The organism is Thiorhodococcus fuscus, from assembly GCF_042682685.1.
In the GTDB taxonomy this organism is placed as follows: Bacteria; Pseudomonadota; Gammaproteobacteria; order Chromatiales; family Chromatiaceae; genus Imhoffiella; species Imhoffiella fuscus.
The window spans coordinates 189,213-214,931 of record NZ_JBHUHX010000007.1 but is presented as its reverse complement, the minus strand read 5'-3'; the positions used below and the strand labels follow the sequence as shown (position 1 = coordinate 214,931).

25 protein-coding genes are annotated in these 25,719 nt (G+C 61.9%); 4 read left to right on the top strand and 21 right to left on the bottom strand.

Going from position 1 to position 25,719, the window contains the following annotated elements:
* Nucleotides 1-3: 3 nt before the first annotated feature.
* From ACFSJC_RS04095 to cysM, 6 genes are all read right to left on the bottom strand, one after another.
* A complete protein-coding gene (locus ACFSJC_RS04095) occupies nucleotides 4-843 on the bottom strand; it encodes a glycoside hydrolase family 16 protein (protein ID WP_386023604.1) in 840 nt (279 codons plus the stop codon).
* Between the two features lie 56 nt (nucleotides 844-899).
* Nucleotides 900-1,280, bottom strand: coding sequence for a lactoylglutathione lyase (gene gloA / locus ACFSJC_RS04090; RefSeq protein WP_386023601.1), 381 nt, complete (start codon nucleotides 1,278-1,280; stop codon nucleotides 900-902).
* A 104-nt stretch (nucleotides 1,281-1,384) separates the two neighbouring features.
* Complete coding sequence (locus ACFSJC_RS04085; RefSeq protein ID WP_386023598.1) at nucleotides 1,385-2,914, bottom strand: ABC transporter substrate-binding protein; 1,530 nt, start codon at nucleotides 2,912-2,914, stop codon at nucleotides 1,385-1,387.
* Between the two features lie 5 nt (nucleotides 2,915-2,919).
* Nucleotides 2,920-3,387: a CYTH domain-containing protein gene (locus tag ACFSJC_RS04080; RefSeq protein WP_386023595.1), complete on the bottom strand. Its 468-nt coding sequence runs from the start codon at nucleotides 3,385-3,387 to the stop codon at nucleotides 2,920-2,922.
* A gap of 22 nt (nucleotides 3,388-3,409) precedes the next feature.
* Nucleotides 3,410-4,738, bottom strand: coding sequence for a 23S rRNA (uracil(1939)-C(5))-methyltransferase RlmD (gene rlmD / locus ACFSJC_RS04075; RefSeq protein WP_386023591.1), 1,329 nt, complete (start codon nucleotides 4,736-4,738; stop codon nucleotides 3,410-3,412).
* Nucleotides 4,739-4,880: 142 nt separating this feature from the next.
* A complete protein-coding gene (cysM, locus tag ACFSJC_RS04070) occupies nucleotides 4,881-5,786 on the bottom strand; it encodes a cysteine synthase CysM (RefSeq protein WP_386023588.1) in 906 nt (301 codons plus the stop codon).
* A gap of 216 nt (nucleotides 5,787-6,002) precedes the next feature.
* Between cysM and ACFSJC_RS04065 the strand changes: the two genes are divergently transcribed.
* The gene (locus ACFSJC_RS04065) at nucleotides 6,003-6,356 is read left to right on the top strand and encodes an Hpt domain-containing protein (protein WP_386023585.1); all 354 of its coding nucleotides are present in this window, start codon (nucleotides 6,003-6,005) and stop codon (nucleotides 6,354-6,356) included.
* 78 nt (nucleotides 6,357-6,434) lie between these two features.
* Here ACFSJC_RS04065 and ACFSJC_RS04060 read toward each other — a convergent pair whose 3' ends face one another.
* Nucleotides 6,435-6,755, bottom strand: a complete 321-nt coding sequence (locus ACFSJC_RS04060; RefSeq protein ID WP_386023583.1) for a hypothetical protein — start codon at nucleotides 6,753-6,755, stop codon at nucleotides 6,435-6,437.
* A gap of 256 nt (nucleotides 6,756-7,011) precedes the next feature.
* Here ACFSJC_RS04060 and ACFSJC_RS04055 point away from each other — a divergent pair, with 256 nt between their 5' ends.
* Nucleotides 7,012-7,428 carry a flagellar basal body-associated FliL family protein gene (locus ACFSJC_RS04055; protein WP_386023580.1) on the top strand — a complete coding sequence of 139 codons (417 nt, stop codon included), beginning with the start codon at nucleotides 7,012-7,014 and terminating at the stop codon, nucleotides 7,426-7,428.
* Between the two features lie 22 nt (nucleotides 7,429-7,450).
* Here ACFSJC_RS04055 and ACFSJC_RS04050 read toward each other — a convergent pair whose 3' ends face one another.
* The 10 genes from ACFSJC_RS04050 to ACFSJC_RS04005 all read right to left on the bottom strand — a co-directional run bounded on the left by ACFSJC_RS04050 (nucleotide 7,451) and on the right by ACFSJC_RS04005 (nucleotide 18,402).
* Nucleotides 7,451-9,193, bottom strand: coding sequence for a PP2C family protein-serine/threonine phosphatase (locus tag ACFSJC_RS04050; protein WP_386023578.1), 1,743 nt, complete (start codon nucleotides 9,191-9,193; stop codon nucleotides 7,451-7,453).
* A gap of 60 nt (nucleotides 9,194-9,253) precedes the next feature.
* Nucleotides 9,254-10,981, bottom strand: a complete 1,728-nt coding sequence (locus ACFSJC_RS04045) for an ATP-binding SpoIIE family protein phosphatase (RefSeq protein ID WP_386023576.1) — start codon at nucleotides 10,979-10,981, stop codon at nucleotides 9,254-9,256.
* A 10-nt stretch (nucleotides 10,982-10,991) separates the two neighbouring features.
* Nucleotides 10,992-11,297 (bottom strand): STAS domain-containing protein, encoded by a 306-nt coding sequence (locus ACFSJC_RS04040; protein WP_386023574.1) that lies wholly within the window; start codon nucleotides 11,295-11,297, stop codon nucleotides 10,992-10,994.
* Nucleotides 11,298-11,327: 30 nt separating this feature from the next.
* Nucleotides 11,328-12,404 (bottom strand): protein-glutamate methylesterase/protein-glutamine glutaminase, encoded by a 1,077-nt coding sequence (locus tag ACFSJC_RS04035; protein ID WP_386023572.1) that lies wholly within the window; start codon nucleotides 12,402-12,404, stop codon nucleotides 11,328-11,330.
* Between the two features lie 7 nt (nucleotides 12,405-12,411).
* Nucleotides 12,412-13,101, bottom strand: a complete 690-nt coding sequence (locus ACFSJC_RS20015) for a methyl-accepting chemotaxis protein (RefSeq protein ID WP_417852010.1) — start codon at nucleotides 13,099-13,101, stop codon at nucleotides 12,412-12,414.
* 565 nt (nucleotides 13,102-13,666) lie between these two features.
* The gene (cheD, locus tag ACFSJC_RS04025; RefSeq protein ID WP_386023568.1) at nucleotides 13,667-14,278 is read right to left on the bottom strand and encodes a chemoreceptor glutamine deamidase CheD; all 612 of its coding nucleotides are present in this window, start codon (nucleotides 14,276-14,278) and stop codon (nucleotides 13,667-13,669) included.
* A gap of 11 nt (nucleotides 14,279-14,289) precedes the next feature.
* The gene (locus ACFSJC_RS04020; protein ID WP_386023565.1) at nucleotides 14,290-15,117 is read right to left on the bottom strand and encodes a CheR family methyltransferase; all 828 of its coding nucleotides are present in this window, start codon (nucleotides 15,115-15,117) and stop codon (nucleotides 14,290-14,292) included.
* Between the two features lie 118 nt (nucleotides 15,118-15,235).
* Entirely contained in the window at nucleotides 15,236-15,736 is a 501-nt protein-coding gene (locus tag ACFSJC_RS04015; RefSeq protein ID WP_386023562.1) for a chemotaxis protein CheW, read from the bottom strand.
* Nucleotides 15,737-15,779: 43 nt separating this feature from the next.
* The gene (locus tag ACFSJC_RS04010) at nucleotides 15,780-18,002 is read right to left on the bottom strand and encodes a chemotaxis protein CheW (protein ID WP_386023559.1); all 2,223 of its coding nucleotides are present in this window, start codon (nucleotides 18,000-18,002) and stop codon (nucleotides 15,780-15,782) included.
* Nucleotides 18,003-18,036: 34 nt separating this feature from the next.
* Nucleotides 18,037-18,402 (bottom strand): response regulator, encoded by a 366-nt coding sequence (locus tag ACFSJC_RS04005; protein WP_386023556.1) that lies wholly within the window; start codon nucleotides 18,400-18,402, stop codon nucleotides 18,037-18,039.
* Between the two features lie 519 nt (nucleotides 18,403-18,921).
* On the opposite strand from ACFSJC_RS04005, the gene mfd reads away from it, so the two are divergent.
* Complete coding sequence (gene mfd / locus ACFSJC_RS04000) at nucleotides 18,922-22,440, top strand: transcription-repair coupling factor (RefSeq protein WP_386023553.1); 3,519 nt, start codon at nucleotides 18,922-18,924, stop codon at nucleotides 22,438-22,440.
* Between the two features lie 67 nt (nucleotides 22,441-22,507).
* On the opposite strand, the gene fur is transcribed toward mfd, so the two are convergent.
* Nucleotides 22,508-22,924, bottom strand: a complete 417-nt coding sequence (gene fur, locus ACFSJC_RS03995; protein ID WP_386023550.1) for a ferric iron uptake transcriptional regulator — start codon at nucleotides 22,922-22,924, stop codon at nucleotides 22,508-22,510.
* 158 nt (nucleotides 22,925-23,082) lie between these two features.
* Here fur and ACFSJC_RS03990 point away from each other — a divergent pair, with 158 nt between their 5' ends.
* On the top strand, nucleotides 23,083-23,550 hold the full coding sequence (locus ACFSJC_RS03990) for an outer membrane protein assembly factor BamE (protein WP_386023547.1): 468 nt from the start codon (nucleotides 23,083-23,085) through the stop codon (nucleotides 23,548-23,550).
* A 24-nt stretch (nucleotides 23,551-23,574) separates the two neighbouring features.
* Here the strand turns inward: ACFSJC_RS03990 and ACFSJC_RS03985 are convergent, their stop codons facing one another.
* The 3 genes from ACFSJC_RS03985 to glmM all read right to left on the bottom strand — a co-directional run bounded on the left by ACFSJC_RS03985 (nucleotide 23,575) and on the right by glmM (nucleotide 25,718).
* Complete coding sequence (locus ACFSJC_RS03985; protein WP_386023544.1) at nucleotides 23,575-23,886, bottom strand: RnfH family protein; 312 nt, start codon at nucleotides 23,884-23,886, stop codon at nucleotides 23,575-23,577.
* The gene (locus ACFSJC_RS03980) at nucleotides 23,883-24,314 is read right to left on the bottom strand and encodes a type II toxin-antitoxin system RatA family toxin (RefSeq protein ID WP_386023542.1); all 432 of its coding nucleotides are present in this window, start codon (nucleotides 24,312-24,314) and stop codon (nucleotides 23,883-23,885) included. Before ACFSJC_RS03980 ends, ACFSJC_RS03985 begins: the two co-directional genes overlap by 4 nt.
* Before the next feature lie 69 nt (nucleotides 24,315-24,383).
* The gene (gene glmM, locus ACFSJC_RS03975; RefSeq protein WP_386023540.1) at nucleotides 24,384-25,718 is read right to left on the bottom strand and encodes a phosphoglucosamine mutase; all 1,335 of its coding nucleotides are present in this window, start codon (nucleotides 25,716-25,718) and stop codon (nucleotides 24,384-24,386) included.
* Between the last annotated feature and the right edge of the window lies 1 nt (nucleotide 25,719).

The following is a 25,719-nucleotide window of genomic DNA, read 5'->3' as shown; positions in this document are numbered from 1 at the left end:
CCATCAGCGCTCCAGGTCGGCCTCGGGATCATCGGGGTCCGAATATTCGGAAAGACGAACGTAATCGACCAACATCCGCTGAGGCAAGGCATCCAGGTCGATTCCCTCCCGACCGCCCCAGCTTCCACCGACGGCCAGATTGAGGATGACGTAGAACTCCTGGTCGAACGGCCACCACTCCCAACCCTCGCCGTTGTTCTCCACTCTGAAGAAGCTCTCGTCGTCGACGAAGAACTCCATGGAGTCTTCCAGCCACTCGACCGCATAGCGATGATAGGTATCTGCGGCGTCCGCGATCTCGATCTGATCGGTACGCTGATTTCCGTTCTTGAAATAGGCGGCCTTGCTGTGGACGGATGCATGAACGACCTCAGGTTCGAACCCGACCTGTTCGACGATATCGATCTCGCCGCAGTTCGGCCAATACCAGCCCTCCTCCTCGTTCCAGCCATAGAGGCTCGGATCGCTCGGCATCAACCAGAAGGCGGACCAGGTCCCGCGCGCGTCGGGAAAGCGAATCCGCGCCTCGAAGCGACCGTAGGCCGAGGCTCCCAGACCTCGCGAATTGATTCTGGCCGAGGTGAACATGCTGTCATCGTCTGGATCGACCCGCGCCTCGATCACGAGGCTACCGTTCTCGACGCGGACGTTCTCCGGATCGGCGGTATAGGACTGGAGCTCGTTGTTCACTCTCCTGGGAGGCCAGGTCTCGATATTCCATTTGTTCGCGTCCGGCGGTCCGACATAGTCGAACTCGTCGCTCCAGACGACACGCCAGTCGGCAAGCACGGTGGAGACGAAGGACAGGCAGCACAGAAGGAGCAGATACCGCGCGCGGCTCACGCACCCCATCGACGCTTCCCGAGCGCCCTCGGGCGGGTGAATGTCTCGAACGGCATTCACACCCCGATCAGCTCGATCGGATAGCCGTCCGGGTCCTCGACGAAGGCGATGATGGTGGTCCCTGCGTTCATGGGGCCAGCCGAGCGCAGGATCTTGCCGCCCTTGGCCTGGATGCGCTCGACGGCTGCGTAGACATCGTCCACCTCGATGGCGATATGGCCGTAAGCGGAACCCATCTCGTAGGTCTCGACGCCCCAGTTGTAGGTCAGCTCGATGACGGTATTCGTGGACTCGTCACCGTAGCCGAGGAAGGCGAGCGTGAACTTGCCCTCCGGGTAGTCCTGGCGCCGCAGCAGCTTCATGCCCAGAACCTCGGTATAGAAATCGATCGAGCGCTGGAGATCTCCAGTGCGCAGCATGGTGTGGAGGATTCGCATCGGTCTCACTCGTAGGATGGGGAAGATAGGATGTCTATTGTCGCATTTTAGCGGGGCGACGTCGGGCGCAGCGGTCTGCGCAACCACAGGATCCCGCACGGCATTCAGTCCGAATCCGTCGTCACGCTGTGATTGGCGGGCACCAGACGCACCTGTTCGAGCCCGTCGTAGTTACCGTCGGCGGCGAGACGGTAGCCTTCGACGCCCCGGCGGACGGCCAGGATCTGGGCCTCGTACCAAAGGGGCACATAAGGCAGCTCTTCGTGCAGCAGTCGCTGCAACGCGCGATAGAGCCTGGCCTGGTGTTCCAGGTCCGGTTCGCTGGCCGCCTGGTCGATCAGACGATCCGCCTCTGGATTTCGATAGCGCCCGCGATTGGCCCCATTGGGCGGAATCGAGCGGCTGTGAAAGACATAACGGAAGATGTCCGGGGTATGGACGCCAACCCAGGTCAAACCATGAAGCTGGAACCGCCCCGCCTTGACGTCGCCAAAGAAGGTCCCCCAATCGTAGCTGCGAATCGACAACTGGATCCCGACCGCCGCCAATTGCGACTGAATGGCCGTGGCCAGCCGCAACCGAAAGGGATCGCTTGAGGTCTTGAGCGTCAGGCGCAACGGATGCGCGGCATCGAATCCTGCGTCCTTCAGGAGTGCGACGGCGCGTTCGGGCGCGTAGGCATAGGGCTCAAGCCCCTGAACTCCGACCCAATGATCGGGCGGAAAGATGGACTCGGCGGTGCGACCGAGATCGCGAAAGAGATAATGGAGCAGCGTCTCGCGATCCAGTGCATGGGCGATCGCCTTGCGAACGGCGAGCCGACCGGTCGCCGGATCCTCCTGATTGAACGCCAGATAGGAAAAATTGGTGCCAGGACGCACCTCGATCCCTATCCCCTCCTGCTCGCGCAGATAGGCATAGAGCTCGGGCGAGAGGTCGTTCTGGAGCATCTGGATCTCGCCGCGCAGCAGCTTCATGACCCGCACGCTCGGATCCTTGACCGCCAGCAGCTCGACCTGCAGCCCGTCCGAGCGCCGCTCCAGCCGCAACCGACCCGGCTCGGGCCAATCGCGCAGAACGAAGGGACCGCTGCCCAGTGGCGCGTCGCTCAGGGTTCGGCCCTCCCGGATGACCCGTGCGGGCAGAATGCCCTCGGCCAGATAGGCCGGAAACAGTGGATCCGGATCGTTCAGACTGAATTCGATCGTGTCGGCATCCGGTGTTTGGATCGAGGCGATCAGGCTCAACTGAGCGCGGTGCGGCGAGGCCGTGTCGGGATCGAGGATGTAGCCGTAGGTCGCGGCGACATCGGCGGCCGTCAGACAGCTGCCATCGCTGAAACGCCGCCCTTCCTCGCCCAGTCGGAATCGATAGCGGGTCGGCGTGATCCGCTCCCAGGTGGCGATGCCCGGCACCGGCAGACCATGCGCGTCGAATTCGACCAGGCGACGATAGAGCAGCCGATTGACACGCTCAGAGGTGGCGTCGGTGGCGAAGCGCGGATCCAGGTTACGCGGCGGCTCGGCCAATCCGAACCGCAGGATCCCATCGTCCTCCGGACCGGATGCACCGCATCCGGTCAGCAATGGGACCAGCAATAGCGCCAAGAGCACCCATACCAGCCGAGCGCGCATGGGATTCACCAGCGACTGAACGGATGGCCGGCGAGATTGACGTTGTAATAACGCGGATCGTCCGAGACCTCCTCGCCCAGCCAGTCCGGTCGCTCGAAGGGAGCGTCCTCGGACTCCAGCTCGATCTCGGCCAGCACCAGACCGGCGTTCTCGCCGGCGAAGACGTCCAGATCCCAGATGTGATCGCCACAGGCGACTCGAAAGCGGGTCTTCTCGATCAGTGGCGAGACCGCCAGATCGCGGAGCATGACCTCGGCATCCGCGACCGGAATGGGATACTCGAACTCGGCGCGCGAGATCCCCTGAGTCCGCCCCTTGAGGGTCAGAAAGGCCGTCTCGCCACGGATCCTGGCCCGCACCGTGAGCGCGGGATACGCGCTCAAATAGCCCTGCAGCAGGCGCGTCTCGGAGAGCACCCGATCACGCCAGCTCGCTCCCCGGACCAGAAATTTACGTTCGATCTCGACGGCCATGGACTCGGCTCCTGAATCCGCGTTATTTCGCCCGTTCGAACAGGGCCATGGACTCCACGTGCGCCGTGTGGGGGAACATATCCATGACGCCCGCCGCCCGGAGTTCATAGCCCAGATCGTTGACCAGACGGTCGGCGTCGCGGGCCAAGGTGCTCGGATAGCAGGACACGTAGAGGATGCGCTCGGCACCCAGTTTTGGCAGCCAGTCGAGCACCTCCAGCGCCCCGCTACGCGGTGGATCCAGAAGAACCTTGATGAAACGCTCGTCCATCCAGGGCTGCTGGGTCAGCTCGCCATAGAGGTTGGCGGTATGGAAGCGAACATTCGCAATGCCGTTCTGCGCGGCATTGGACTCGGCCCGCCTCACCAGCCCCTCCTCGCCCTCGACGCCAACGACGAACCCGGCCTGGCGGGCCAGCGGCAGGGTGAAGTTGCCCAGACCGCAGAAGAGATCCAGCACCCGGTCATCGGGCTGGAGCTCAAGCAGATCCAGCGCCTGGTCGATCATGACCCGATTGAGTTCCAGATTGACCTGCGTGAAGTCGGTCGGCTGGAACTCCAGCCGCACCCGCTGCATGGGTAAGGTGTAGTGCAGATCGATGCCCTGTCCGGGCAGGGGGCGGATGCTGTCCACGCCGCCATCCTGAACATAGACGTGGAAATCCTCGCGCTCGGCGAAGGACATGAGCACGGCGAGATCGGAGGCGCTCAAGGGTTCCATCACCCGGAAGATCAGAACGCAGGGTCCGTCGCCCATGGCGACCTCGACCTGAGGGACATGATCGCGAATGCTCAGGGCGTCGATCGCCTCGCCGATCGCCTCCAGACGTTCGCCCACCTTGGGGTGCAGCACCTCACAGCGGCTAAGATCGGCCAGGAAAGAGTTGCCGCGCTCGCGAAAGCCGACCAGGGTCTTGCCCTTCTTGGCGACATGCCGGACACCCAGGCGCGCCTTGCGTCGATAGCCCCAGTGATCGCCCGTCAGGGGCGACAGCCAACGCTGGGGCGCAACCTTACCGATGCGGGTGAAGACATCCTCCAAGCTGTCCTGCTTGACGCGAATCTGGGCCTCCGCGCTCAGATGCTGGAGACTGCATCCGCCGCAGACGCCGAAATGGGGGCATTTGGGTTCGACCCGATCCGGCGAGGCGCGCAGCACCTCGACCGCAACGCCTTCGTCATACCGACGCTGGATACGCTGATACCGAAACCGCACCCGCTCACCGGGGAGTGCTCCATCAATGAAGACGGCCTTGCCGTCGATATGGGTCAGGCCACGGCCTTCGTGGGTGAGGGACTCGATGTCGACCTCGACGAGCTCTTGCGGAAGGGGTTTGCGTTTTCTCGACACGGTATCAGTCAGTGTTCGTTAAGTCAGTTGCGGTTTCATCTGCGTCGGTTGCAGACAGGTTGATTCGGGGCCTCTATCCGGCCCCTGAGAGGCGCACGCATCCCGAAAGGCACGGGAGACGATCGGACCGCGACCTCGTTGCTCAGACGGGAAAGACCCCGGTCGACAGATAGCGGTCGCCGCGATCGCAGACGATGACGACGATCACCGCATCCCTGACCTCGGCCGAGAGACGCAGCGCGGCCGCCATGGCGCCACCGGACGAGATGCCGCCGAAGATGCCCTCGCGCGCAGCCAGATCGCGGGCGACCTGCTCGGCCCGGCCCTGTGAGACGTCGATGATGCGATCGACCCCCTTGGGATCGTAGATGCGCGGCAGATAGGCCTCCGGCCAGCGCCGGATGCCGGGGATGTTGGAGCCTTCCTCCGGCTGCACCCCGATGATCTGAACCGCCGGGTTGCACTCCTTCAGATACCGCCCCGTCCCCATGATCGTGCCCGTGGTGCCCATGGAGCTGACGAAATGGGTGATGCGTCCCCGCGTATCGCGCCAGATCTCGGGACCGGTGGTCTCGTAATGGGCCGCCGGGTTGTCAGGGTTGGAGAACTGATCGAGCCTTATCCCCTCCCCGCGCGTCTCCATCGCGTTGGCGAGATCGATGGCCGCCTCCATGCCGCCTTCCTTGGGAGTGAGCACGATCTCGGCGCCGAAGCTCTTCATCAACCCCCGGCGCTCCTCGCTCATGTGCTCCGGCATGATAAGACGCATGCGGTAGCCCATGATAGCCGCTGCCATCGCCAGCGCGATCCCGGTGTTGCCGCTGGTCGCCTCGATCAACCGATCCCCCGGACGGATGGTCCCGCGTTCGGCGGCGCGCCGGATCATATTCAGCGCCGGGCGATCCTTGACCGAGCCCGCCGGGTTGTTGCCTTCGAGCTTAACGAGCACCAGATTGTCGGTCTCGCCGGGGAGACGCTGCAGACGGACCAGCGGGGTATCACCGATGCAGTTCTCGATGGTCGGAAATGCGGGGCTCGGGTTGGACATGGCGGCTTCTCGTCGTTCGTATCCGAAATTTTTCCGTTCCAACCGTCGTCCAAGGTCACAGCGAACGGCGGTCGAAGACGTGCATCATAACGAATGCCTTGGCTTCGAGCCCGAACCATTGGAATCACCATCGGACGAACGTACCTTCCAACGTCTGGACCCAAGGCATTCGATGCCGTTTAATTCCATCACTCCGGTTGCAAAGAGGATTCCCTCATGCACACCAATGATCCTGCCTCTAGGTTCGACATGCTGCCAGCCCGTGACGAGTCTGCGGCCCTGACCAGCGCCGGCGGTGACGCCGAGCTGTCCACCGAGCTGCTGCACGCCCTCATGTCGGGACTTCCCGCCGAGCTCGACGCACTACGCGACTCGCTCGGCGAATCCGACTGGCCTGGATTGGCCGAGTACGCGCATCAGATGCGAGGCGCCACCCAGTATTGCGGGGTCCCCGCACTCGATGCAGCGATCGAGGCATTGGAACGCGCGGCACGCGTCGGCGATCCGGAGCGCTGCACCGATGGGGTTCTACAGGTCGAGATCCAGGCGCAACGCCTATCCGGCATCTGAGGCGGTCTCCCCGCAAGGACGCCCCTGTCGTCGCTGCGGTGAGGAACGCATCGCATCGGTGCAATGCCGTGCTGGATATCAGGAGCGTCCAGCCGGTGGCGGCGCCTGGTCGCCGGTCAGCCCATTTCGCTCCAGAACCCGATGTACCTTTCTCGCGGTACGAACAAGGTTCGAGAGTTCCTCGAATCCCGGCCGCTCACCGCCGTCGAGACGACGCTCCCAGGACTCCAACTCACCGTCGAGGAATTGGAGCAGCTTCATCGAGCACCCGTGGCAGTTTCCCATACAGAGCCGCGCCTGCGGCAGATCGAACGGAATCCGCACTCGGACCTCCGCGATGACCTGGCGCATCGCCTCTGTGGTGTTCGGTTTTCGCGAACCCATTCGCAGCGTGGACATCTCTTCTTGAATCATGGTTCCAACGGTGGCCGATACACCAAACATTCAGCAGGCATCATGTCTAAACGCTCGATGCTCACGCCATCACACCTCGGCGGACTGACGCGACCACGTCGAGATGGCGTCCAATGTGGCGCCTTTGGCGGAAACGAATCATTCACCAAGGTATGATGAACGATCGGAGCCGCGCTCGAGTCGGGCCATCGGGCCGAACCAAACCCACTCAAATCGGAACACTTCAAACGGACAGACTGGAATGAGCCTTACCCACCATCGATTCAGCCTCTTGCCAATCCTTTTACTGTGCCTTCTTCCCGCACTCGGCCAAGCAAGCGAGGAAGCTGCGAGTTCAGACTATCCTGGCTATGTTCCGCTCAACCCCTCCATCGTGGTCAATCTCGACCCTTCGGGGCGTGCGAAGTATCTGAAAGTGGACATCCAATGCCAAGTGGACACGGCAGAGGATGCCGCCCTGCTCGAAAAGAATATGCCGCTCGTGCGCGATCGGCTGATCAGCCTGCTGGGCGGACGTTCGGCCGATGAGATGCAGACGACGCAACAAAGAGACGATCTGCGCGCCGAATTGTTGTCGAAGCTGCGCGAAGCGTTGGGGAATCAGACCGGACGCGTCGTGGTCAGCGCCATCTATTTCACCGGCTTCATCATTCAATAGGACGGAATCAGGGCGCCGATGATCAGGACCTCCAGCGGTAGAATGCATCGGCGCGGCGCCCCCCCTCACTGTAATTGAGGGACTCGCACAAACCCTGAAGCAAGGCGAGCCCCTCACCCCAGGGTCGCGGCGGAAGGCAGTTCCCGTCCGAGTCGCCCTGGCACTCGAATCCCTTCCCGCCGTGGCTCAGACTGACTGCGAAGGCCCCGCCGTCTGCGTATCGCAGATAGCGAATCTCGATTCGGATCCAGCCGGAACGGGGCGCACCATTCGCTGCCTCCGAAACCGAGAACTCGCCGGAGGCGAGTGCGTCCGGCGAAATCTTGACGGCCAAAGGGGCCATGGAGATTCCGTGCTCAAGCGCATTGGAATAGAGTTCGGCGACAATCGTCTCGAGGGCCGGCACGTGTGTATCCAGTCCATCGAGCAATCCGAGCGGACGCAGCAGCGAATCCACCGAGCGCATGGCGCCCAAGCGCCCGTCGCGCAACTCGACCGACCAAGTCCAACCACCAAACGGAAGTTTGCGCCAAACCGGTTCAGGGATGGAGAAGATGGACGTCTCGATCGGAATTTCGAGCACAGCGATATCATCGGCCTGATCGGCGCCGGTGCAATGCCGATCGAGCGCCTCGATCAGACCTGGAAAGACCCGATCCCCATGACGCCAATCATCGAGAACGCCACGCAGACACACCTCCTCGAAGCGGCGCCCAGCCGTATCGCTCGCTTCGAGCAGGCCATCGGTGAACACCAGCAGACTATCGCCCTGCCTAACGCTGATCTTACGCGGCACGTCGCCATCGCCCAGCTTGGGCAGAACACCCAGCGGAAGGGCGTGCGAGGACAACTCATAGAGCCCCTCCGCCGTACGCAGCCAGGCACTGGGCATGCCGCCATTCCACCAGTAGAGGTACTGACTGCTGCTCGGGATCGAGATGAGTGTGGCCGACATGAAACGACCCGGCGGAAGCAACGCATGCAGCTTGAGGTTGATTTCCTCCAGAACCTCGTCGTCCGAGACCCCTTTGGCCGTCATCGCATGGAATGCCTCCGCGACCGGTAGCGCCCCGATCGTGGCCGCCAGGCCGTGCAAGGTGAAATCCCCCATCAGCATGCGCAGACCGCCGTCAGGAAGGTGCTGGGTCAGCACCAGATCGCCGTTGAACATGGCGGCGGCTCGCTGCTCCAGCGATAGCGAATCGGCCACCACGTTGCGATTTCCGATCGCGCGACTGAAGACCCGCTCGGCCAGCGCCTGTTCCTGATGCTCCAACTCCAGGCGTTGTGTGAGCGGAGCACAGCTGGCGAAGACGGCGCGATGCAGACCGCGCATGCGGTTCATGGCGAGGATTCGGGTCCGGAGCAAGCCGGCGCTGAAGGGCCACACCAGGAAGTCGTCGCCGCCCGCTTGGATGCAGCGTGTCAGGCTCTCCTCGTCGTGGGCGCAGCAGACGAGTATCACGGGCACGAAATCCGCTCCCGCCATCGCCTTGATGTATCGGGTGGCATCGTGGCCGCTCATGTCGGACATCTGGACGGCCACCAGAACGAGGTCCGGTCGAGCGCTCTCGAACAGCGCAAGCGCCGCCTCTCCGCTATCGGACTCCAGCGGATCGAAACGCTCGGCACGCAGCATCTCGACCAGTTCGCGACGAACCTCCGAATCGCTGATGGCGGTCAAAACCGAGCTGCGTCGCGTCACGCCTGGACCGACAGCAACGCCCTGATTTCGGCGTCCATCTCGAAGGCTCACCGACGACATTGGATGGTCTCCAACCAAGGCTGAAAGAATGGGCGATGGCTCGAACGACAGCCGGACACGCTACCAGCGGTAGAGTACCTCGGCCTCGGAGCCATTACAGCGAAAGACGAGCGATTCGCACAGCTGTCTCAGGAGCATGATGCCGCGCCCCCAGGAATACAGCGGGGCCTGGCACAGATTCTGGATCTCCGCTTCGTCGAACCCGCCCCCGGAATCTCGGACGCACATCCGAACCGAGCCACCGCCATTCGGGCCGGGCTCGTAGCCGATTCGGATCGAGACCATACCGCTGACCTCCGAGGCCAACCGGCTGGAACGCTCGCGATAATAGGCGTCGAAACCCTCTGGGGTCACCTTCATAAGGGAGTCCAGCTTGAGGACGCCGTGATCGAGTGCATTGGTGAAGAGTTCGGCCAAAATAGTCTCCAGCACCCCCTGCTGCATCTCCAAACCCTCCAGGAACCCCAACGGCCTGAGTGCCGACTCAAGCGTCGGCTGATTGCACAGTCGCGCGCCCTCAAGATCCAACGACCAGCACCAGCCGGTGTTAGGACAGGCCGTCTCACGCCCAAGGTCGGGCATCAGGAGACTCGGATCGAGTGGTATCTCCAATGCGGCGATATCGTCCAACTGCTCCGCCCCCTGGCAATGCTGATCCAGCGCGTCAATCAGCCTGGGCAGAATGGGGGCGTTATCCTGCCAGGAATGCAAGACCGAATCGAACGCGGCATTGACGAACATGACTCCATCGCGGTCGCTCGCCTCCAGCAATCCGTCGCTCATCATCAGAATTCGATCCTCACCGCACAAATGGACGCGACGCGGAATCTCCTGGGCCGGAAGCTCCGGCAGGATTCCCAGCGGCAGCGCATGCGAGGTCAGTTCGGTCAGCCCGGATCGGGTTCGCAACCAGGCGCTGGGCATACCACCGTTCCACCAGCGCACCGCCTCTCCTTTGCCGGGTAAGGAGACGAGACAGGCCGCCATGAAGCGATCGGCCGGCAGCAACTGATAGAGCTTGCGGTTGATCTCGGCCAGGAGCAGTGAATCGCTCACCCCCTTGCGGGTCATGGTGTGGAAGGCATCCGCCACCGGCAGCACCCCGACCGCCGCCGCAAGACCATGCCCGGTAAAATCCCCCAGCAGCACGCGCAGCCCGCCGTCCGGCAAGAACTGACTCAGCATCAAATCGCCGTTGAAGATGGCGGCCGGACGCTGAACCAGCCCCAGTCGATCCATGGCGACATTGCGACTGCGCACCGCGTGGCTGAGGAGATGTTCGGCCAACGCCTGCTCCTCGCGATCGCGTTCCAGGTGTGCCGCCAAGACCGCCTGCCTGTCAGCATTGGCTCGGTGTAGGTCGCGTACCCGCTCGGACACGAGGATCCGCGCCTTGAGTCGCCGCGCACTCACCGGCGTGGAAATGAAATCGTCCCCACCGGACTCGGCCGCGCGCAGGATGACCGAACCCTCGTCCGAGTTGCTTAAGACGATGAGCGGAGTAAACCCCCTACCGGCAAATTGCTTGATCCGTCGCACGGTCTCGAAATCGACGGGACTCGCGGGATCGACATTCACCAGAACGAGATCGGGCCACTCGCGCTCGAACAGCTGCAAAGCGGCCTCGCCACCGGCAGCAAGAATGACCCGAAAGCCCTCGACCTGGAGGATCCGGCGCAGTCGGTCGCGCTCGGACGCATCTGGATAGACAATGAGGACCGTCCCCCGGGCGGAGGCCGGGGCCGACGCACTCCGAGCCTGGGATGCAGGCAGGTCCGATCCTCTCATCACGAAAGCATCAGTCGAGTGTAAAAAGCTTTCCGAAGTTGGCGATCGCAAGCACGCGACGCACATCGTCCGCACAGCCCCCGATCGTCACCCGCGACGGATCGCCTCCGGCGAACTCGCGCAACAGCAACAGCATGCCCAGTGCGGAACTGTCCAGATAGGAGGCCCCTGACAGGTCGACGAGGAACCGTGTCGATTTGGGATCCCGGTCTTTGTAGGCATCGCGAAACGCCTTGTGCTGCGCAAAATCGAAACGACCATCGATGATGATAGTGACCAGATGTTTGTCTTGATCGACCTTAGCTGTAACGCCCATTTCATGCTCTCCTTCAAATTCGAAACGAACTCAGAGCGTCCGTTTCGCCGCCGCCCCTCTGAGTAGCGCGTCGGCAACCCCTCCTATCGGGACAACCTCTACCGCCGCACCGCGTTTCACCGCCTCGCCCGGCATGCCCCAGACGACACTGGTCGCCTCATCTTGGGCGATCGTATAGACCCCGAGATCCCTCAGCTCCTTGAGCCCCTGCGCGCCATCCGCGCCCATGCCGGTCAAGAGGGCCACGCAGGCATTTTTTCCAGCCGACTGGGCGACCGATCGAAAGAGCACGTCCACGCTCGGGCGATGCCGATTCACCAGCTCGCCCTGAGTGAGACGACAACTGTAGCGCCCCCCGTCGCGGACCAGCAGCAAATGCCGATCGCCCGGGGCGATGTAGGCATGACCCGGCATGACACGATCGCCCTCGGCCGCCTCCTTCACCACAAGGCCCGTCAGCCGATTCATGCGCTCGGCGAAGGCCGCGCTGAAACCGGGCGGGATATGCTGGGCAATCACAACGCCCGGCGCGTCGGGAGGCAGCCCCAGCAGCACCTCCTTGATCGCTTCCGTCCCTCCAGTCGAGGCACCGATGGCCAAAACGCGATTGCTCGCCCAGCCGGCGGGAGCCTTGGGCTTGGGAATCGCCACCCCCGCCGCTGCGGCTTGGGACGGGCTGGAACGCGCGGTCAACGGACGCACCCGCACAGCCGCAGCCATTCGAACCTTGTCCACCAATTCCGTTCCGTAAGCCTCAAGACCATGGGCGAGATCGCGGCCCGGCTTGCGCACAAAATCGACCGCGCCCAATTCCAGCGCACGCAGCGTCACCTCGGCCCCGCGCTCGGTCAGCGAGGACACCATCACCACCGGCATGGGGCGCAGGCGCATCAGGTTCTGCAGGAAGGTCAAACCGTCCATGCGCGGCATTTCGACATCGAGCGTCAGAACGTCGGGGTTGAGTTCCTTGATCCTGTCGCGCGCCACGAACGGATCCTGGGCCGTACCCACCACCTCGATATCCGGCTCCTGGGACAAGATCTCGGAGAGGATCTTCCTTACCAAGGCCGAATCATCGACCACCAGCACACGAATCGGTTTGGTCACAGTTGCCTCAAAAGAGCTCTATCTCACCTTCATGCATGGACGTTTGGCTCACCGGACGGTGAACCGCCGCAATCAGCTGCTCGCGCAGCACCTCCAGCCGAGCCTTGGCCTGGGCGAGATCCTCGTCCGAGCGAGCCTGCCCCATCGGAATCTGTTTGAGTTCCGCGACGAAGCGATCGATGAAATCGATGCGCATCTCGGCCTGCGCCAGCACCTGTCGCGAGATGTCTTCGAACTGCAGCAGACGCACCGCCGAGTCGACGTTGACCTGGATGCGATCCACGACAGAGGATAGTTGGATGAGTCCGTTGGCGATCATGGTATTGAGCCCCTGAACCTGGACGATCATATCGTCCATCGCGCCCTTGGCCGTGATGGACGCATTGAGATCCTGCGAGGCCATCTCGCCAACGATGTCGCGGGTCTCGTCGAAAACGACCTGGGCCCGCTCCGCCTGCTCGCGAATCTGGTCGTTGAACTCGGCGGCGTCCTGCGAAAGCTTGCGCACCTCCTGTGCGACCACGGCGAATCCCCGTCCGGACTCGCCTGCGCGGGATGCCTCGATCGCCGCGTTGAGCGCCAGCAGATTGGTCTGGCGGGCAATGCGTTTCGATCCTTCCAGGCTGATGAAGATCTCACTCATCTGAGTCGAGAGATCGTCGATCTGATGAGCCACCTGCACGCTGTGTTTACCCATATCGATCAAACGATCGACGTTCTCGGCCAGCAGGTCGCTGTTGGCCGACAGAAAGGCGTTGACATCGACCTGATCGCTGCTGCAATCGTCGGAGGAGCTGGCACCGCGCGAAACGAGATTCAGCACCAGTTTCTGTTGAGCCTTGGATTCGTCGGACAGACCACTGAAACTCACCTGCAAATCGCTGGCGGCATGCGAGATCAGCGAAGATGCCTGATCGACGAGAGCGCGGAGTTCCGTCATCTGAGGTCCGATCAACCGATCCGTTTCGACCACCAGATCCCAGAGTTCGCGCTCGCTAGGACGATGGCTCTGCCCACCCGCCATTGGGACAGACTGAGCGGTCCCAGAATCCGGCCCCTCCTTTTTCAAAAGCACCGCCACCACCCAGACGGCGGTCACGAGGACCGGATCGAGCCAAGACGGAAGCAAACCGGGGAACACCAGCGACTGTAGAATCAGGACTGCGGCGATCACCAGGGGCAGCCAATAGGGTTTCAATTTACCCAACACGAGACCTCCTTTCGAGCAGTATCCATTCGCCGCCATTTCGGTACGACATTCATTATGAGAAGAGCTCGACATCGCCTTCGACGCGCGATTGACGCAACGCTTCGCTATAGCTGAGTTCGCGCTCGATGATGGTATCGTTGTGTAGGCTGCGCAGCTTTTTCACCAGGACACGCCCGGTCGCTGGGAAGAAATAGACCTTGCGTGGATGACTCCCAAGAAGATCCCTGGCAACGACAGGAATGCCCTCGGTCGCCAGGTAGTCCATGACGAAATGTGCATTGCGCTCGCCAACCACGTGGTTCTTGAAACCGGGGAGGACATTGCCTCCTCCGAAGACTTTCGCCTCCAGATGCGCGCGACGGGCACCGAGCTTGAGCAACTGGTTGATGAGGATCTCCATGGCATAGTCGCCATAGCGCATCGAGCGCCCAAAACGGCTGTCCTCGTCACGCTTGTCGTCGGGCAGCATGAAATGGTTGATGCCGCCGATACCGCTGATGCGATCGCGAATACAGGCGCCCACACAGGAGCCGAGCACGGTCACCATCAGGATCTCACGGGTCGATACGTAATATTCCCCAGGGAGAATCTTGACCGCATCCATGTCGAAATTGCGGTCGTAGTAAAGATTGGGGGCCAGAACTTCCTCGAAACGCTGCTGCATCTTGACCTGTCTCAGTTGCGGACGGTGGGTGCATAGACGGTCTTGCCTTGTAGACGGAACAGATCCGCGACATGCGCCAGATTCTCCGAGTGCCCGACGAAGAGCCGTCCGTCCTGACGCAACAGCGGATGAAATCGCGCCAAAATCCTGGCCTGCGTCTGTTTATCGAAATAAATCATGACATTGCGACAAAAGATGGCATCGAACGGCCCCTTCATAGGCCAGCGGTCCTCCAATAGATTAAAGGCATGGAAACGTACCAACGCGCGCACCTCCGGACGCACTCGCGCCATCCCCTTGTGGGGACCCTTACCGCGCTGAAAGAAGCGCTTGAGATCGGCCTCCGGCATCTTTTCGACCCGGTCGAGCGAATAGATGCCCTGCGCCGCCTGCTGAACGACATTGGTATCCAAATCGGTCGCCAGGATCTTCACCGGCGGCGCCCAGGACTCGAAGGCGTCGATCATGGTCATCGCCATCGAATAAGGCTCTTCGCCCGTCGAACAGGCCGAGGACCAGAGCATGACCGGAGCACGCCCTTGACGCCTGGCATCCAGAGCGACCTGGGCCAACACTGGAAAGTGGTGCGCCTCGCGGAAAAAGGAAGTCAGATTGGTCGTCAGCGAGTTGATGAACGGCTGCCATTCCTCGGGGTTGATATTGAGGAAACCGAGGTACTCATTGAAGGATGTCAGGCCGTTCGCCCGCAGCCGCCGGGCGATCCGGCTATAGACCATATCGACCTTGGCCGCGCTCAGCGAAATCCCGGCATGTGCGTAAATCAGCGAGCGGATCCGCTCGAAATCCCGATCCGTGAAGAGAAACTCCCGTTCACTCATGCGCCGAGAGACACACCGGACGGTGAGAACGGAAACGCATCAAGCCCCATGCACCATGACCTCCTGTCCGAAATCGGGAAACCCCAACTATAAAATGCCCTCGCCGCTCCTTGAGCGCCTAGGCACTGAGCTGCGACTGCTCCACCAGGCCCATCTCGCTGCTGGTCATGAGCCGCTCGATATCGACCATGATGATCATGCGCTTGTCCAGCGTCGCGAGCCCATCGATATAATCCGTGTCCAGCACGGCGCCAAACTCGGGCGCAGGCCTGACCTGCTCCCGACTCAGCGCGATCACGTCCGAGACGCCGTCCACCACGATTCCCAACACTCGACCCGCGATGTTGAGAATGATGACGACGGTGAAGGCGTCATACTCGACCTGCCCCAGATTGAACTTGAGGCGCATGTCGATGATCGGGACGATCACGCCCCGCATATTGATGACCCCTTTGATGAAGGTCGGCGAGTTGGCGATCTTGGTCACGGCGTCATAGCCGCGAATCTCCTGCACCTTCAGGATGTCGATTCCGTATTCCTCGTCGCCCAGGGTGAAGGTCAGATATTCCTGCGAGTCTTCGCTGCGGGGCAAAGCGCCGTCGTTGCGTTCTTCATTCATGTTGATCACCCCATCGATAGCCGAATTCAGCCACGGCCCCGGTTCATGCCGCTTTGCGGTTGAGTCTTACGAGCGCGTCCACATCGAGTATCAGCGCCACCCGTCCATCGCCCATGATGGTCGCACCCGAGACGCCCTCCACCTTGCGGTAGTTGGTCTCGAGACTCTTGATGACCACCTGGTGCTGGGCCACCAGCTCATCGACCTGAAGCGCAGCGCGCCCCTCGGCCGTATCCACGATCACCAGGATGCCGTCATCCTGCTGGTCGCGTCCCGCGCCGAGATTGAAGATGTCACGCAGCACGATCAGCGACAGATACTCTCCGTTCACGTGCACCACTCGACCACGCCCGGAAATCGACTTGAACTGCTCGTGGCGAGGCTGAATGGACTCCTGGATGGCGGTCATCGGCAGGATGAAGATCTCCTCGCCCATACGCACCGAGAGCCCATCGAGAATCGCCAGCGTCAGAGGCAGACGGATCGTGAGATGGGTCCCCTGCCCAGGATAGGAATCGATATCGACACGACCGTTCATCTCCTCGATGTTGCGCCGAACGACGTCCATGCCAACACCGCGCCCCGAGATGTCGGTGACCTTCTCCGCCGTCGAGAAACCGGGATGGAAGATGAGCTGCCAAACCTCCTTGTCCGATGGATTGTCCGGCACCGGGATCCCCTGCGCCTCCGCTTTGGCGAGCAGTTTGTCCCGATTCAGTCCGCCACCGTCGTCCATCACCTCGACGACGACGCTCCCGCCGCGATGGCTCGCCCGCAGTATGATTTCGCCCATCTCGGGCTTGCCCGCCTCGCGACGCCGTTCGGGCAGTTCGATACCGTGATCGATACTGTTGCGCACCAGATGGTTGAGCGGATCGGCCAGACGCTCGATCAACCCTCTGTCGAGTTCCGTATCCTCACCGATCAACTTGAGCGTCACCTGTTTTCCGAGCGTCGCCGCCGTGTCGCGAACCACCCGCGGAAAGCGGTTGAAGACGAAGCTGATCGGCATCATGCGAATCGACATGACCGCCTGCTGCAGATCCCTGGAGTTGCGTTCCAGGTTGGATAGGCCGCTAAAGATACGGTCATTGAGCACCGGATCAAGCGGGGACGCGGACTCGGCCAGCATGGCATGGGTGATGACCAACTCTCCGACCAGATTGATGAGCTGATCCACCTTCTCGACACTGACCCGAATGGACGAATCGCCCGTCGCTACACGTTTGGCCGGCGCCGCCACGCCTTTGTGGGAGGTGGTATCGGAAACGGACCGACCGCCGGCCCCGACCTGATGCGTCGAAGCCGTCTCCCCCTTGGGCTCCGGCGCCCCGGGCGAGGTCGCGAAGAAACCATAGCCCCGCTGCTGTTCGACCCGCTCGGACTCGGCAACGGCAACGACCTCCCCCATCCCCGGACTGCCGCCGAAAAGCCCGAACCCCTCGCCCTCCTGATCGGAAAGCACCTCGCTTCCAGGCGCGCCGGCGAAGAACCCGAAACCGGCGTCGTCCTGATCCGGCGGCGTCTTGTCCGACAGATGCCCGCTTCCGGGCGCACCCTCAAAGAAACCGAAGCCATCATCCTCAGAGTCCGATGCGTCGGCACGGACCGAAACGTCCTCAAGATCGCAGACGAAGGCGAAGGTCTCAAGCACGGCCTCACGATCGAGATGCGTCGTAAGGCGCCAGACGTAAGGCGCCGAGGGCTCCTCGCTCAGAACCTCCAGACGCCCGATCTCACCCAGCGCGTTCTTCAATGTCTGGGGATCCGAGCCCGGTTGAAGCTGCAAGATCTCAGGATGGAATTCGATCAGCCACGCCCTATCGTCCGCAGAGCCCTGAATGTTCGGATCGGTGGTCGCAACGGAGAGTCCGGCCTCGGTCCGCGCCAACGCGTCGAGCGTGCTGCACACCTGCGCGATACAGGGGTCATCGAACTCGCCTCCCTCCTGATGCGCCGCCAGCTGAGCCTTCAAGACGTCGCCAGCCTCCAGGAAGGTATCGATCATTTCGACGGTCGGACGCGTCTCCTCCTTGCGCAAGCGATCGAGAAGGGTCTCAAGGACGTGGGTGACGTTCGCCATATCGGAAAAACCGAAGGTACCCGCCCCGCCCTTGATGGAATGTGCCGCTCGAAAGATCGCATTGAGCGTTTCGAGATCGGGCGCATCAACATCGAGCTCCAACAGCAAACTTTCCATCGCACTCAGGTGCTCACTCGCTTCCTCGAAGAACACCTGATAGAACTGACTCATGTCGATGGTCATTCCCGTTCCCCCTGCGGGTGTTGCCGCAACCCGATCAGCCAATGACCTTACGGACGACCTCAAGCAGCTTCTGCGGGTCGAAGGGCTTGACCAACCAGCCAGTAGCGCCCGCAGCGCGCCCCTGGGTCTTCATGGCGTCGCTCGATTCGGTGGTCAGCATCAGAATCGGCACGGAGCGGTACTGCGGAAGCGCACGCAATTGCTGGATGAGGCTGAGACCATCCAGACGTGGCATGTTCTGATCCGTGAAAATGAGGTTGAAAGTTCCGGCACGGGCCTTGTCCAGACCATCTTGGCCGTCAACCGCCTCCGTCACCGAGTACCCGGCCCCCTTCAAGGTGAAGGACACCATCTGACGGATTGACGGAGAGTCGTCCACTGTAAGTATCGTTTTGGCCATTGGCTGCGCCCTGAAGTCGCTGTTGGTTCTGAATCGAAAAGGGGCCGAACGGTCCCAGCCCCCTAGATGATAAAGACGCCTGGCCCCAGAAAAGCGCCAGGAAACACGTACACTCTAACTCGCTTTCATCGCCCGCAGCCAGTTGACAGGGATCCACCCAGCGACGAGCGCCGAGGATCCGGCACCGCTCGATCGAACAGGACACAAACCTGCAATGGCATCAGGTTGACGAGCGATGCTTGCAACCTTCAGCCGCTCAGTTATAGGTCCAAAACAGCACAGGAACAATGCGGGTTCCCACACAGCGACCGCATCCTTGGCGCCCATCAGCACCGAAAAATCCCACCTTCATCGAATTCAGCGCGCCCGAACGGCGGCCGGCGTACACCACAAGGAACGAACATCGCCCGGCATCGTCCAAATCCGCCGACTCCATCGTTCGGACGAGCGGCCAAACTGCACGCCTGTCCCCGGTATGCGAGAATCCCACCCATTAGACGACTTGAGGTATTGCCGTCCATGCACCCGGAGGACAAGACGCATCCGGAGGCTTCGGCCCATCCGGATACTGCGCCCCATCGCTGTTCAGCACTCACTCCACCGCGACCCAGCCGAGCTGGAGAGCGCCTGCTATGGGGACGCCTCTACGGCGCCTCCCCCGGACTGGCGATCGCCCGGGCCGCGCAGGAACACGAGGGGCTGGCGCTGGTTATCGCCCAAGATGTCCAGGCCGCCGGACGGCTACGCGAAGAGCTGAGATTCTTCCTCGCCGATACGGATCTCCCAATCCTCGGTTTTCCCGACTGGGAAACGCTGCCGTACGATGTCTTCTCACCGCTTCCCGAACTCATTTCCGAACGGCTGCTGACGCTGCATCAGCTACCGACCCTCACTCGGGGCGTGCTGATCGTCCCAGTCGGCACCCTGATGCAGCGCCTTCCACCACGAGACTATGTCGACCGCCAGTCGCTGGTACTCCAGGTCGGGGACCGACTGGATCTCGAAGCCATGCGTCAGCGTCTGGGACGAGCGGGTTACTCCTGCGTCTCTCAGGTCATGGGACACGGCGAATATGCCGTGCGCGGATCCCTGCTCGACGTCTTTCCGATGGGCAGCCAAACACCGCTGCGCATCGACCTCTTCGATCTGGAGGTGGAAAGCATCCGCACCTTCGATCCAGAGACTCAGCGCACGCGCGAGCAGGTCGAGCACATCCGGCTACTACCCACGCGCGAGTTTCCCTTCGACGAGGAGGCTGTCGCCGGCTTCAGACAGCGTTACCGGGCAAGCTTCGAGGGCGACCCGCAATCGAGTCTCATCTATCGCGAGGTCTCCGAGGGCCGAACGCCCGGCGGACTCGAATACTATCTGCCGCTTTTCTTCGACCAGACAGCGACCCTGTTCGACTACCTGCCGAACACAACGCTGGCCTTCGAGCCAGAGGATGCGCGAGAAACGGCCGCCGCCTTCTTCGCCAACGTAGAGCAGCGCTATGAACAGCGTCGCTACGACCGCGAACGGCCCTTGCTCGCGCCCAACGGGCTCTACCTCGCGCCCGATCAGATCGCCTCGGCGCTCAATGGCCTCTCCGGCGTCAACTACCAGTCGCACGAGATCGCCACGCGGCGCCGTGGCTATGCGAGCGTCGGCAATTTCGCCACCGGGCTCCTGCCACCGCTCGCAATCCAGGCACGCGCGGCTCAACCGGCCCAGGCGCTGAAGGCGTTCATCTCCGCGCCCGAACGCCGAACCCTGTTCGTCGCCGAAAGCACCGGCCGGCGCGAGATGCTGGCCCAACATCTCGCCGGTTTCGAGATCCGCCCACGCCAGGTCGCCGGATGGAATGCATTCCTCGCGAGCGACATCCCCATCGGCCTCACGGTCGCCCCGCTCGAACAGGGATTGCTACTCGAAGACAGCGGGATCGCCGTCGTCACCGAGACCCAGCTCTATGGCGAGCGCGTGCGCCAGGAACGGCGCCGACGTACCCGCGAGCGCGACAGCGACGCCATCGTCCGCAACCTCACCGAGCTGACCGAGGGCGCCCCGGTCGTCCACGAGGAGCACGGCGTCGGGCGCTATCTCGGACTCCAGACCCTGGATGTCGGCGGCATGACTGCCGAGTTCCTCACGCTGGAATATGCCAACGGCGACCGACTCTATGTACCGGTCAGTTCGCTGCATCTCATCTCGCGCTACACGGGGACCTCGCCCGAAAACGCGCCACTGCACCGACTGGGCGGCGATCAGTGGGAGAAGGTCAAGCGCAAGGCCGCCCAGAAGGCCCACGACGTGGCGGCCGAGCTCCTGGACATCTATGCGCGCCGAGCGGCGCGGCAGGGCGTCGCCTGCCCCGAGGGCGGGGAAGAATATGCCTCCTTCGCTGCGGCCTTTGCCTTCGAAGAGACCCCGGACCAGCTGCGGGCGATCGAATCGGTCCTGAGCGATATGGCTTCGCCCAAGCCAATGGACCGGGTGGTCTGCGGTGACGTCGGCTTCGGCAAAACCGAGGTCGCCATGCGCGCGACCTTCATGGCGGTCAACGGCGGACGCCAGGTCGCCGTGCTGGTACCGACGACCCTGCTCGCCCAACAGCATTTCGAGAACTTCTCCGACCGCTTCGCCGACTGGCCGATCAAGGTCGAGAGCCTATCGCGCTTCCGCACCGCCAAGGAGCAAAAGGCGATCTTGGAGGGCCTGGCAAACGGCACCATCGACATCGTGGTGGGGACCCACAAGCTGCTGCAGCCGAGTACCAAGTTCAAAAACCTGGGGCTTGCCATCATCGACGAGGAACACCGCTTCGGCGTGCGCCACAAGGAGCAGCTCAAAAACCTCCGCAGCGAGGTGGACGTTCTGACCCTGACCGCCACGCCCATCCCGCGCACGCTCAACATGGCCCTGTCCGGCATGCGCGACCTCTCCATCATCGCCACCCCACCGGTGGAACGTCACCCCATCAAGACCTTCGTCAGCCCTTGGAACGACACACTGATCCAAGAGGCGGTGCTGCGCGAATTCAAGCGTGGCGGACAGGTCTATTTCCTCCACAACGAGGTGGAAACGATCGAGAATCAGGCGCAGAAGCTCCAGGCACTGATCCCCGAGGCGCGACTCCAGGTGGCCCACGGACAGATGCGCGAACGCGATCTGGAGCGTGTGATGCGCGACTTCTACCATCAGCGCTTCAATCTGCTGGTCTGCACCACCATCGTCGAGAGCGGCATCGATGTCCCGAGCGCCAACACCATCATCATCAACCGGGCCGACAGGCTGGGCCTGGCGCAGCTGCACCAGCTACGCGGACGTGTCGGACGCTCGCACCACCGCGCCTACGCCTATCTGGTGACGCCACCGACCAAGGCCATGACGGCCGACGCCAAGAAGCGGTTGGAGGCGATCGAGTCGATGGAAGATCTGGGCGCCGGCTTCACCCTGGCAACCCACGACTTGGAGATCCGAGGCGCGGGCGAGCTGCTCGGCGACGAACAATCCGGCCAGATCGCCGAAATCGGCTTCACGCTCTACATGGATCTACTGGAGCGCGCAGTCCAAGCGCTCAAGGCCGGACGCGCGCCCGAGCTGGACCGCCCGCTCGATCACGGCACCGAGATCGATCTCGGCATCCTGGCCCTACTGCCGAGCGATTATCTGCCGGACGTGCATGCCCGTCTGGTGATGTACAAACGCATCGCCAGCGCCAAGGACACGGAGGAACTGAAGGAATTGCAGGTCGAAATGATCGACCGTTTCGGACTGCTGCCGGAGCCGGCCAAGAACCTGCTCGACATCACAGAACTCAAACTCAAGGTCCAACCCTACGGTATCCGTAAAATAGAAGCGGGTCCGGCAAGCGGACGCATCCTGTTCGACGAAAACCCCAAGATCGACCCGGCCAACCTGATCCGACTGATCCAGACCAAGCCCCGGGAGTTCAAGCTCGACGGTGGCGACAAGCTCAAGTTCTTCCGCCAGATGCCGGAACCGCAACAACGGTTGCGGCAGACCAACGCGGTAGTCGCAGAATTGATTGGATAAAGAGGGAGTCGCCGATCAACGCCATCCCGGCATTCGATCGGCTCGCAAGACCAGCCCGTCCTGGGGATCAGGACTTCTTCTGGCATCCGGAGCAGATACCGTAGACCACCAGCGAGTGGTCCTCGATACGGAAATCGTGCTCGGAGGCGATGCGCGTCTGACGGTTTTCGATCGTGGAATCGACGAACTCGACGATCTTGCCGCACTTGATGCAGACCAAATGATCGTGGTGATCGCCGTGGTTGAGCTCGAAAACCGACTGACCGCCCTCGAAGTGGCGCCGACAAACCAGCCCGGCACTCTCGAACTGAGTGAGCACGCGATAGACGGTCGCCAAGCCGATTTCCTCCTGCTGGCTCAGGAGTTCCTTGTAGACGTCCTCCGCACTCAGATGACGCTTCCCACAATTTTCAAGAATTTTCAGGATCTTGACCCGAGGCGCAGTCACCTTGAGTCCGGCCTGTTTGATCTGCTGGCTTTCCAATTGGATCTCCCCGTCAGGTGCCAATGAGCCAAGACAGGCCCGATTCGACACACCTTGCCATGCCCCCCCTGTAAACGGGTGCCGGCGCTGCTGTATGATGCTGCGGTTTATCGCAAAGTCGTTGTCAGAGCAAGATGCGAAAGATATTCAGTTCTCCGATGATTGGTTGGCTGGCGGCACTGGCTGTCATGGGATGCGCACGGGAAGAGAAACCGGACGACTATCAGGCATCGGTTCTGGAGGATCTGCCGTTCGTCTACAAAATGACGGTTCAACAAGGGAACATCATTACCGAGCAGATGGTCGACAAGCTCGAACTCGGGATGAACAAGCGCCAGGTTGCCTTCCTGCTGGGCACGCCGCTACTCACCGATTTCTTCCACACCAACCGCTGGGACTACGTCTACACCATCAAACGCGGACACCAAAGCATGGAGCAGCGCTCGCTGACGCTCTACTTCAAGGATGACACCCTGGTCCGCATCGCGGGCGATATGCACCCGGACCCCAATCGCAAAGCCGCCCAGGAACCCTCGGAGATACTGGTCACCGTTCCCGATTATAAGGAACGCAAGGGCCTGATCACGCGCGGGCTCGAGGCCGTCGGGCTGGAACCGGAAAACTAATCGTCGACACGATTCGGCTCAAACTCAAGCGGTGGCGGTCGTTTTGCCCGTGCCTGTGGTATCCGCCGCCCGCTGCTTGCGCGCCGCCTTGGGATCGGCGATCAGCGGGCGGTAGATCTCGATCCGGTCGCCATCCTGCGGGACCTGATTGAGCTTGGCAAGCTTGCCGAAGATGCCGATCTTGTTGACTCCAAGATCGATCTCCGGGAAACGCGCAAGCACCCCGGATTGCTCGATCGACTCCTCGACGCTGGTTCCGACGCGCACCTCGAGATCGCGCTGGAACTGCTCCGAGGCACCAACGTAGGCAACCGAAATCTGCAGATAATCGCTCACCGGTAGACCTCGTCGGCACGCTTGCAAAAGGCATCGACCAGGGTGTTGGCGATCTGATTGAAAACGCCGCCGAAGGCCTTGTCGATCAGCTTTCCCGAAAACTCGAACTCGAGTTCCAATTCCACCTTCGAGGCATCCTCGCGCAACGCGGTGAAATGCCAGCAGCCGTTGAGCTTGCGGAACGGGCCATCGACCAGATCGAGCGTCATCCATCGGTCGCGCTCGAAACGGTTACAGGTACTGAAGGTCTGACGGATCCCCATGCGGGCGACCTCGATCTGACCGCAGATCTTCTCGTCGGTCTCCGACAACACAGAGGTGCTGCTGCACCAAGGAAGGAATTTGGGATAGGAACCGACGTCGTAGACGAGATGGAACATTTGCGATGCCGAATGAGACACCAGCGCACTTTTCTTGACGGTAGCCACTATTTTTCTAACGAACCAACTTGTTGTTCTGGAAACAGCGGGGCTCAGGGTCCGACACGCCGAAATCGGCTAGGCCGAGACCTGATCTCGCACGATATCGGCCAACCATTCGGCGAGCCGCTCTACCTGATCGGCATCCACGCCCTCGACCATCACCCTGACCAGCGGCTCCGTGCCCGAGGGACGTAGAAGCACCCGCCCCCGCTCTCCGAGTTCGCGCTCGGCCGTCGCGACCGCGTCCAGCACCGCAGGCGCCCTGACGACCTCTCGATTGCCACCCAGACGCACGTTGACGAGTCTCTGCGGATAGAGTTCGACCTCGTCCGCCAAGTCTTCAAAAGAGCGTTCGAGGCGATTGATCGCCGCCAGTGCCTGTAAGGCGGAGACAATCCCGTCACCGGTACTGGTACGGTCGCGACAAATGATATGTCCAGAGGGCTCTCCCCCCAGAATGCCATCGGTATCCCTGAGGCGCTCCATGATATAGCGGTCACCGACCTTGGTGCGTGCGAACCCGAGCCCCAGACGCCGCAACGCATGCTCCAGACCCAGGTTGCTCATCAAGGTCCCCACGACCTCGCCGCGCATGGTCTCGGCCGCCAGCCGGGACTTGGCGATAATGTAGAGCAGACGATCGCCGTCGATCAATCGGCCGCGCGCGTCCACCATGAGCACGCGATCCCCGTCGCCATCGAAGGCGATTCCAAGATCGGCGCCCTCGGCCACCACGGTCGCGCAGAGCGCCCCAGGCTCGGTCGAGCCGACATCCCGATTGATGTTGAACCCGTCGGGTTCGGTCCCGATCGAAACAACGCTCGCGCCCAACTCCTCAAGGACATGGGGGGCCGTATTGTAGGTCGCGCCATTGGCGCAATCGACGACGATCTTGAGGCCCCGAAAGTTCATCGACGATGGAATCGTGCTCTTGCAGAACTCGATGTACCGACCGTTGGCATCCTCGACACGCTTGGCCTTGCCCAAGGCGCTCGAATCGACGGTCCGCAACGGGCACTCCAGCTCCGCCTCGATCGCCATCTCGACCTCGTCCGGCAGCTTATCGCCGTCCGAAGAGAAGAATTTGATGCCATTGTCCTGATAGGGATTGTGCGAGGCGGTGATGACGATGCCCGCCGAGGCGCGAAAGGCGCGCGTCAGATAGGCAACGCCCGGAGTGGTCATGGGACCGAGCAGGCGGATATTGACGCCTGCCGCCACCAGCCCCGCCTCCAGGGCGGATTCGAACATATAGCCCGAAATACGGGTGTCCTTTCCGATCAGAATCTTGCCCCTGCCGTTGCCGAGCACGCGCCCGGCCGCCCAGCCGAGCTTGAGCACGAAATCAGGGGTGATATGACCCTCGCCAACGCGCCCACGAATGCCATCCGTACCGAAATAGCGACGCATC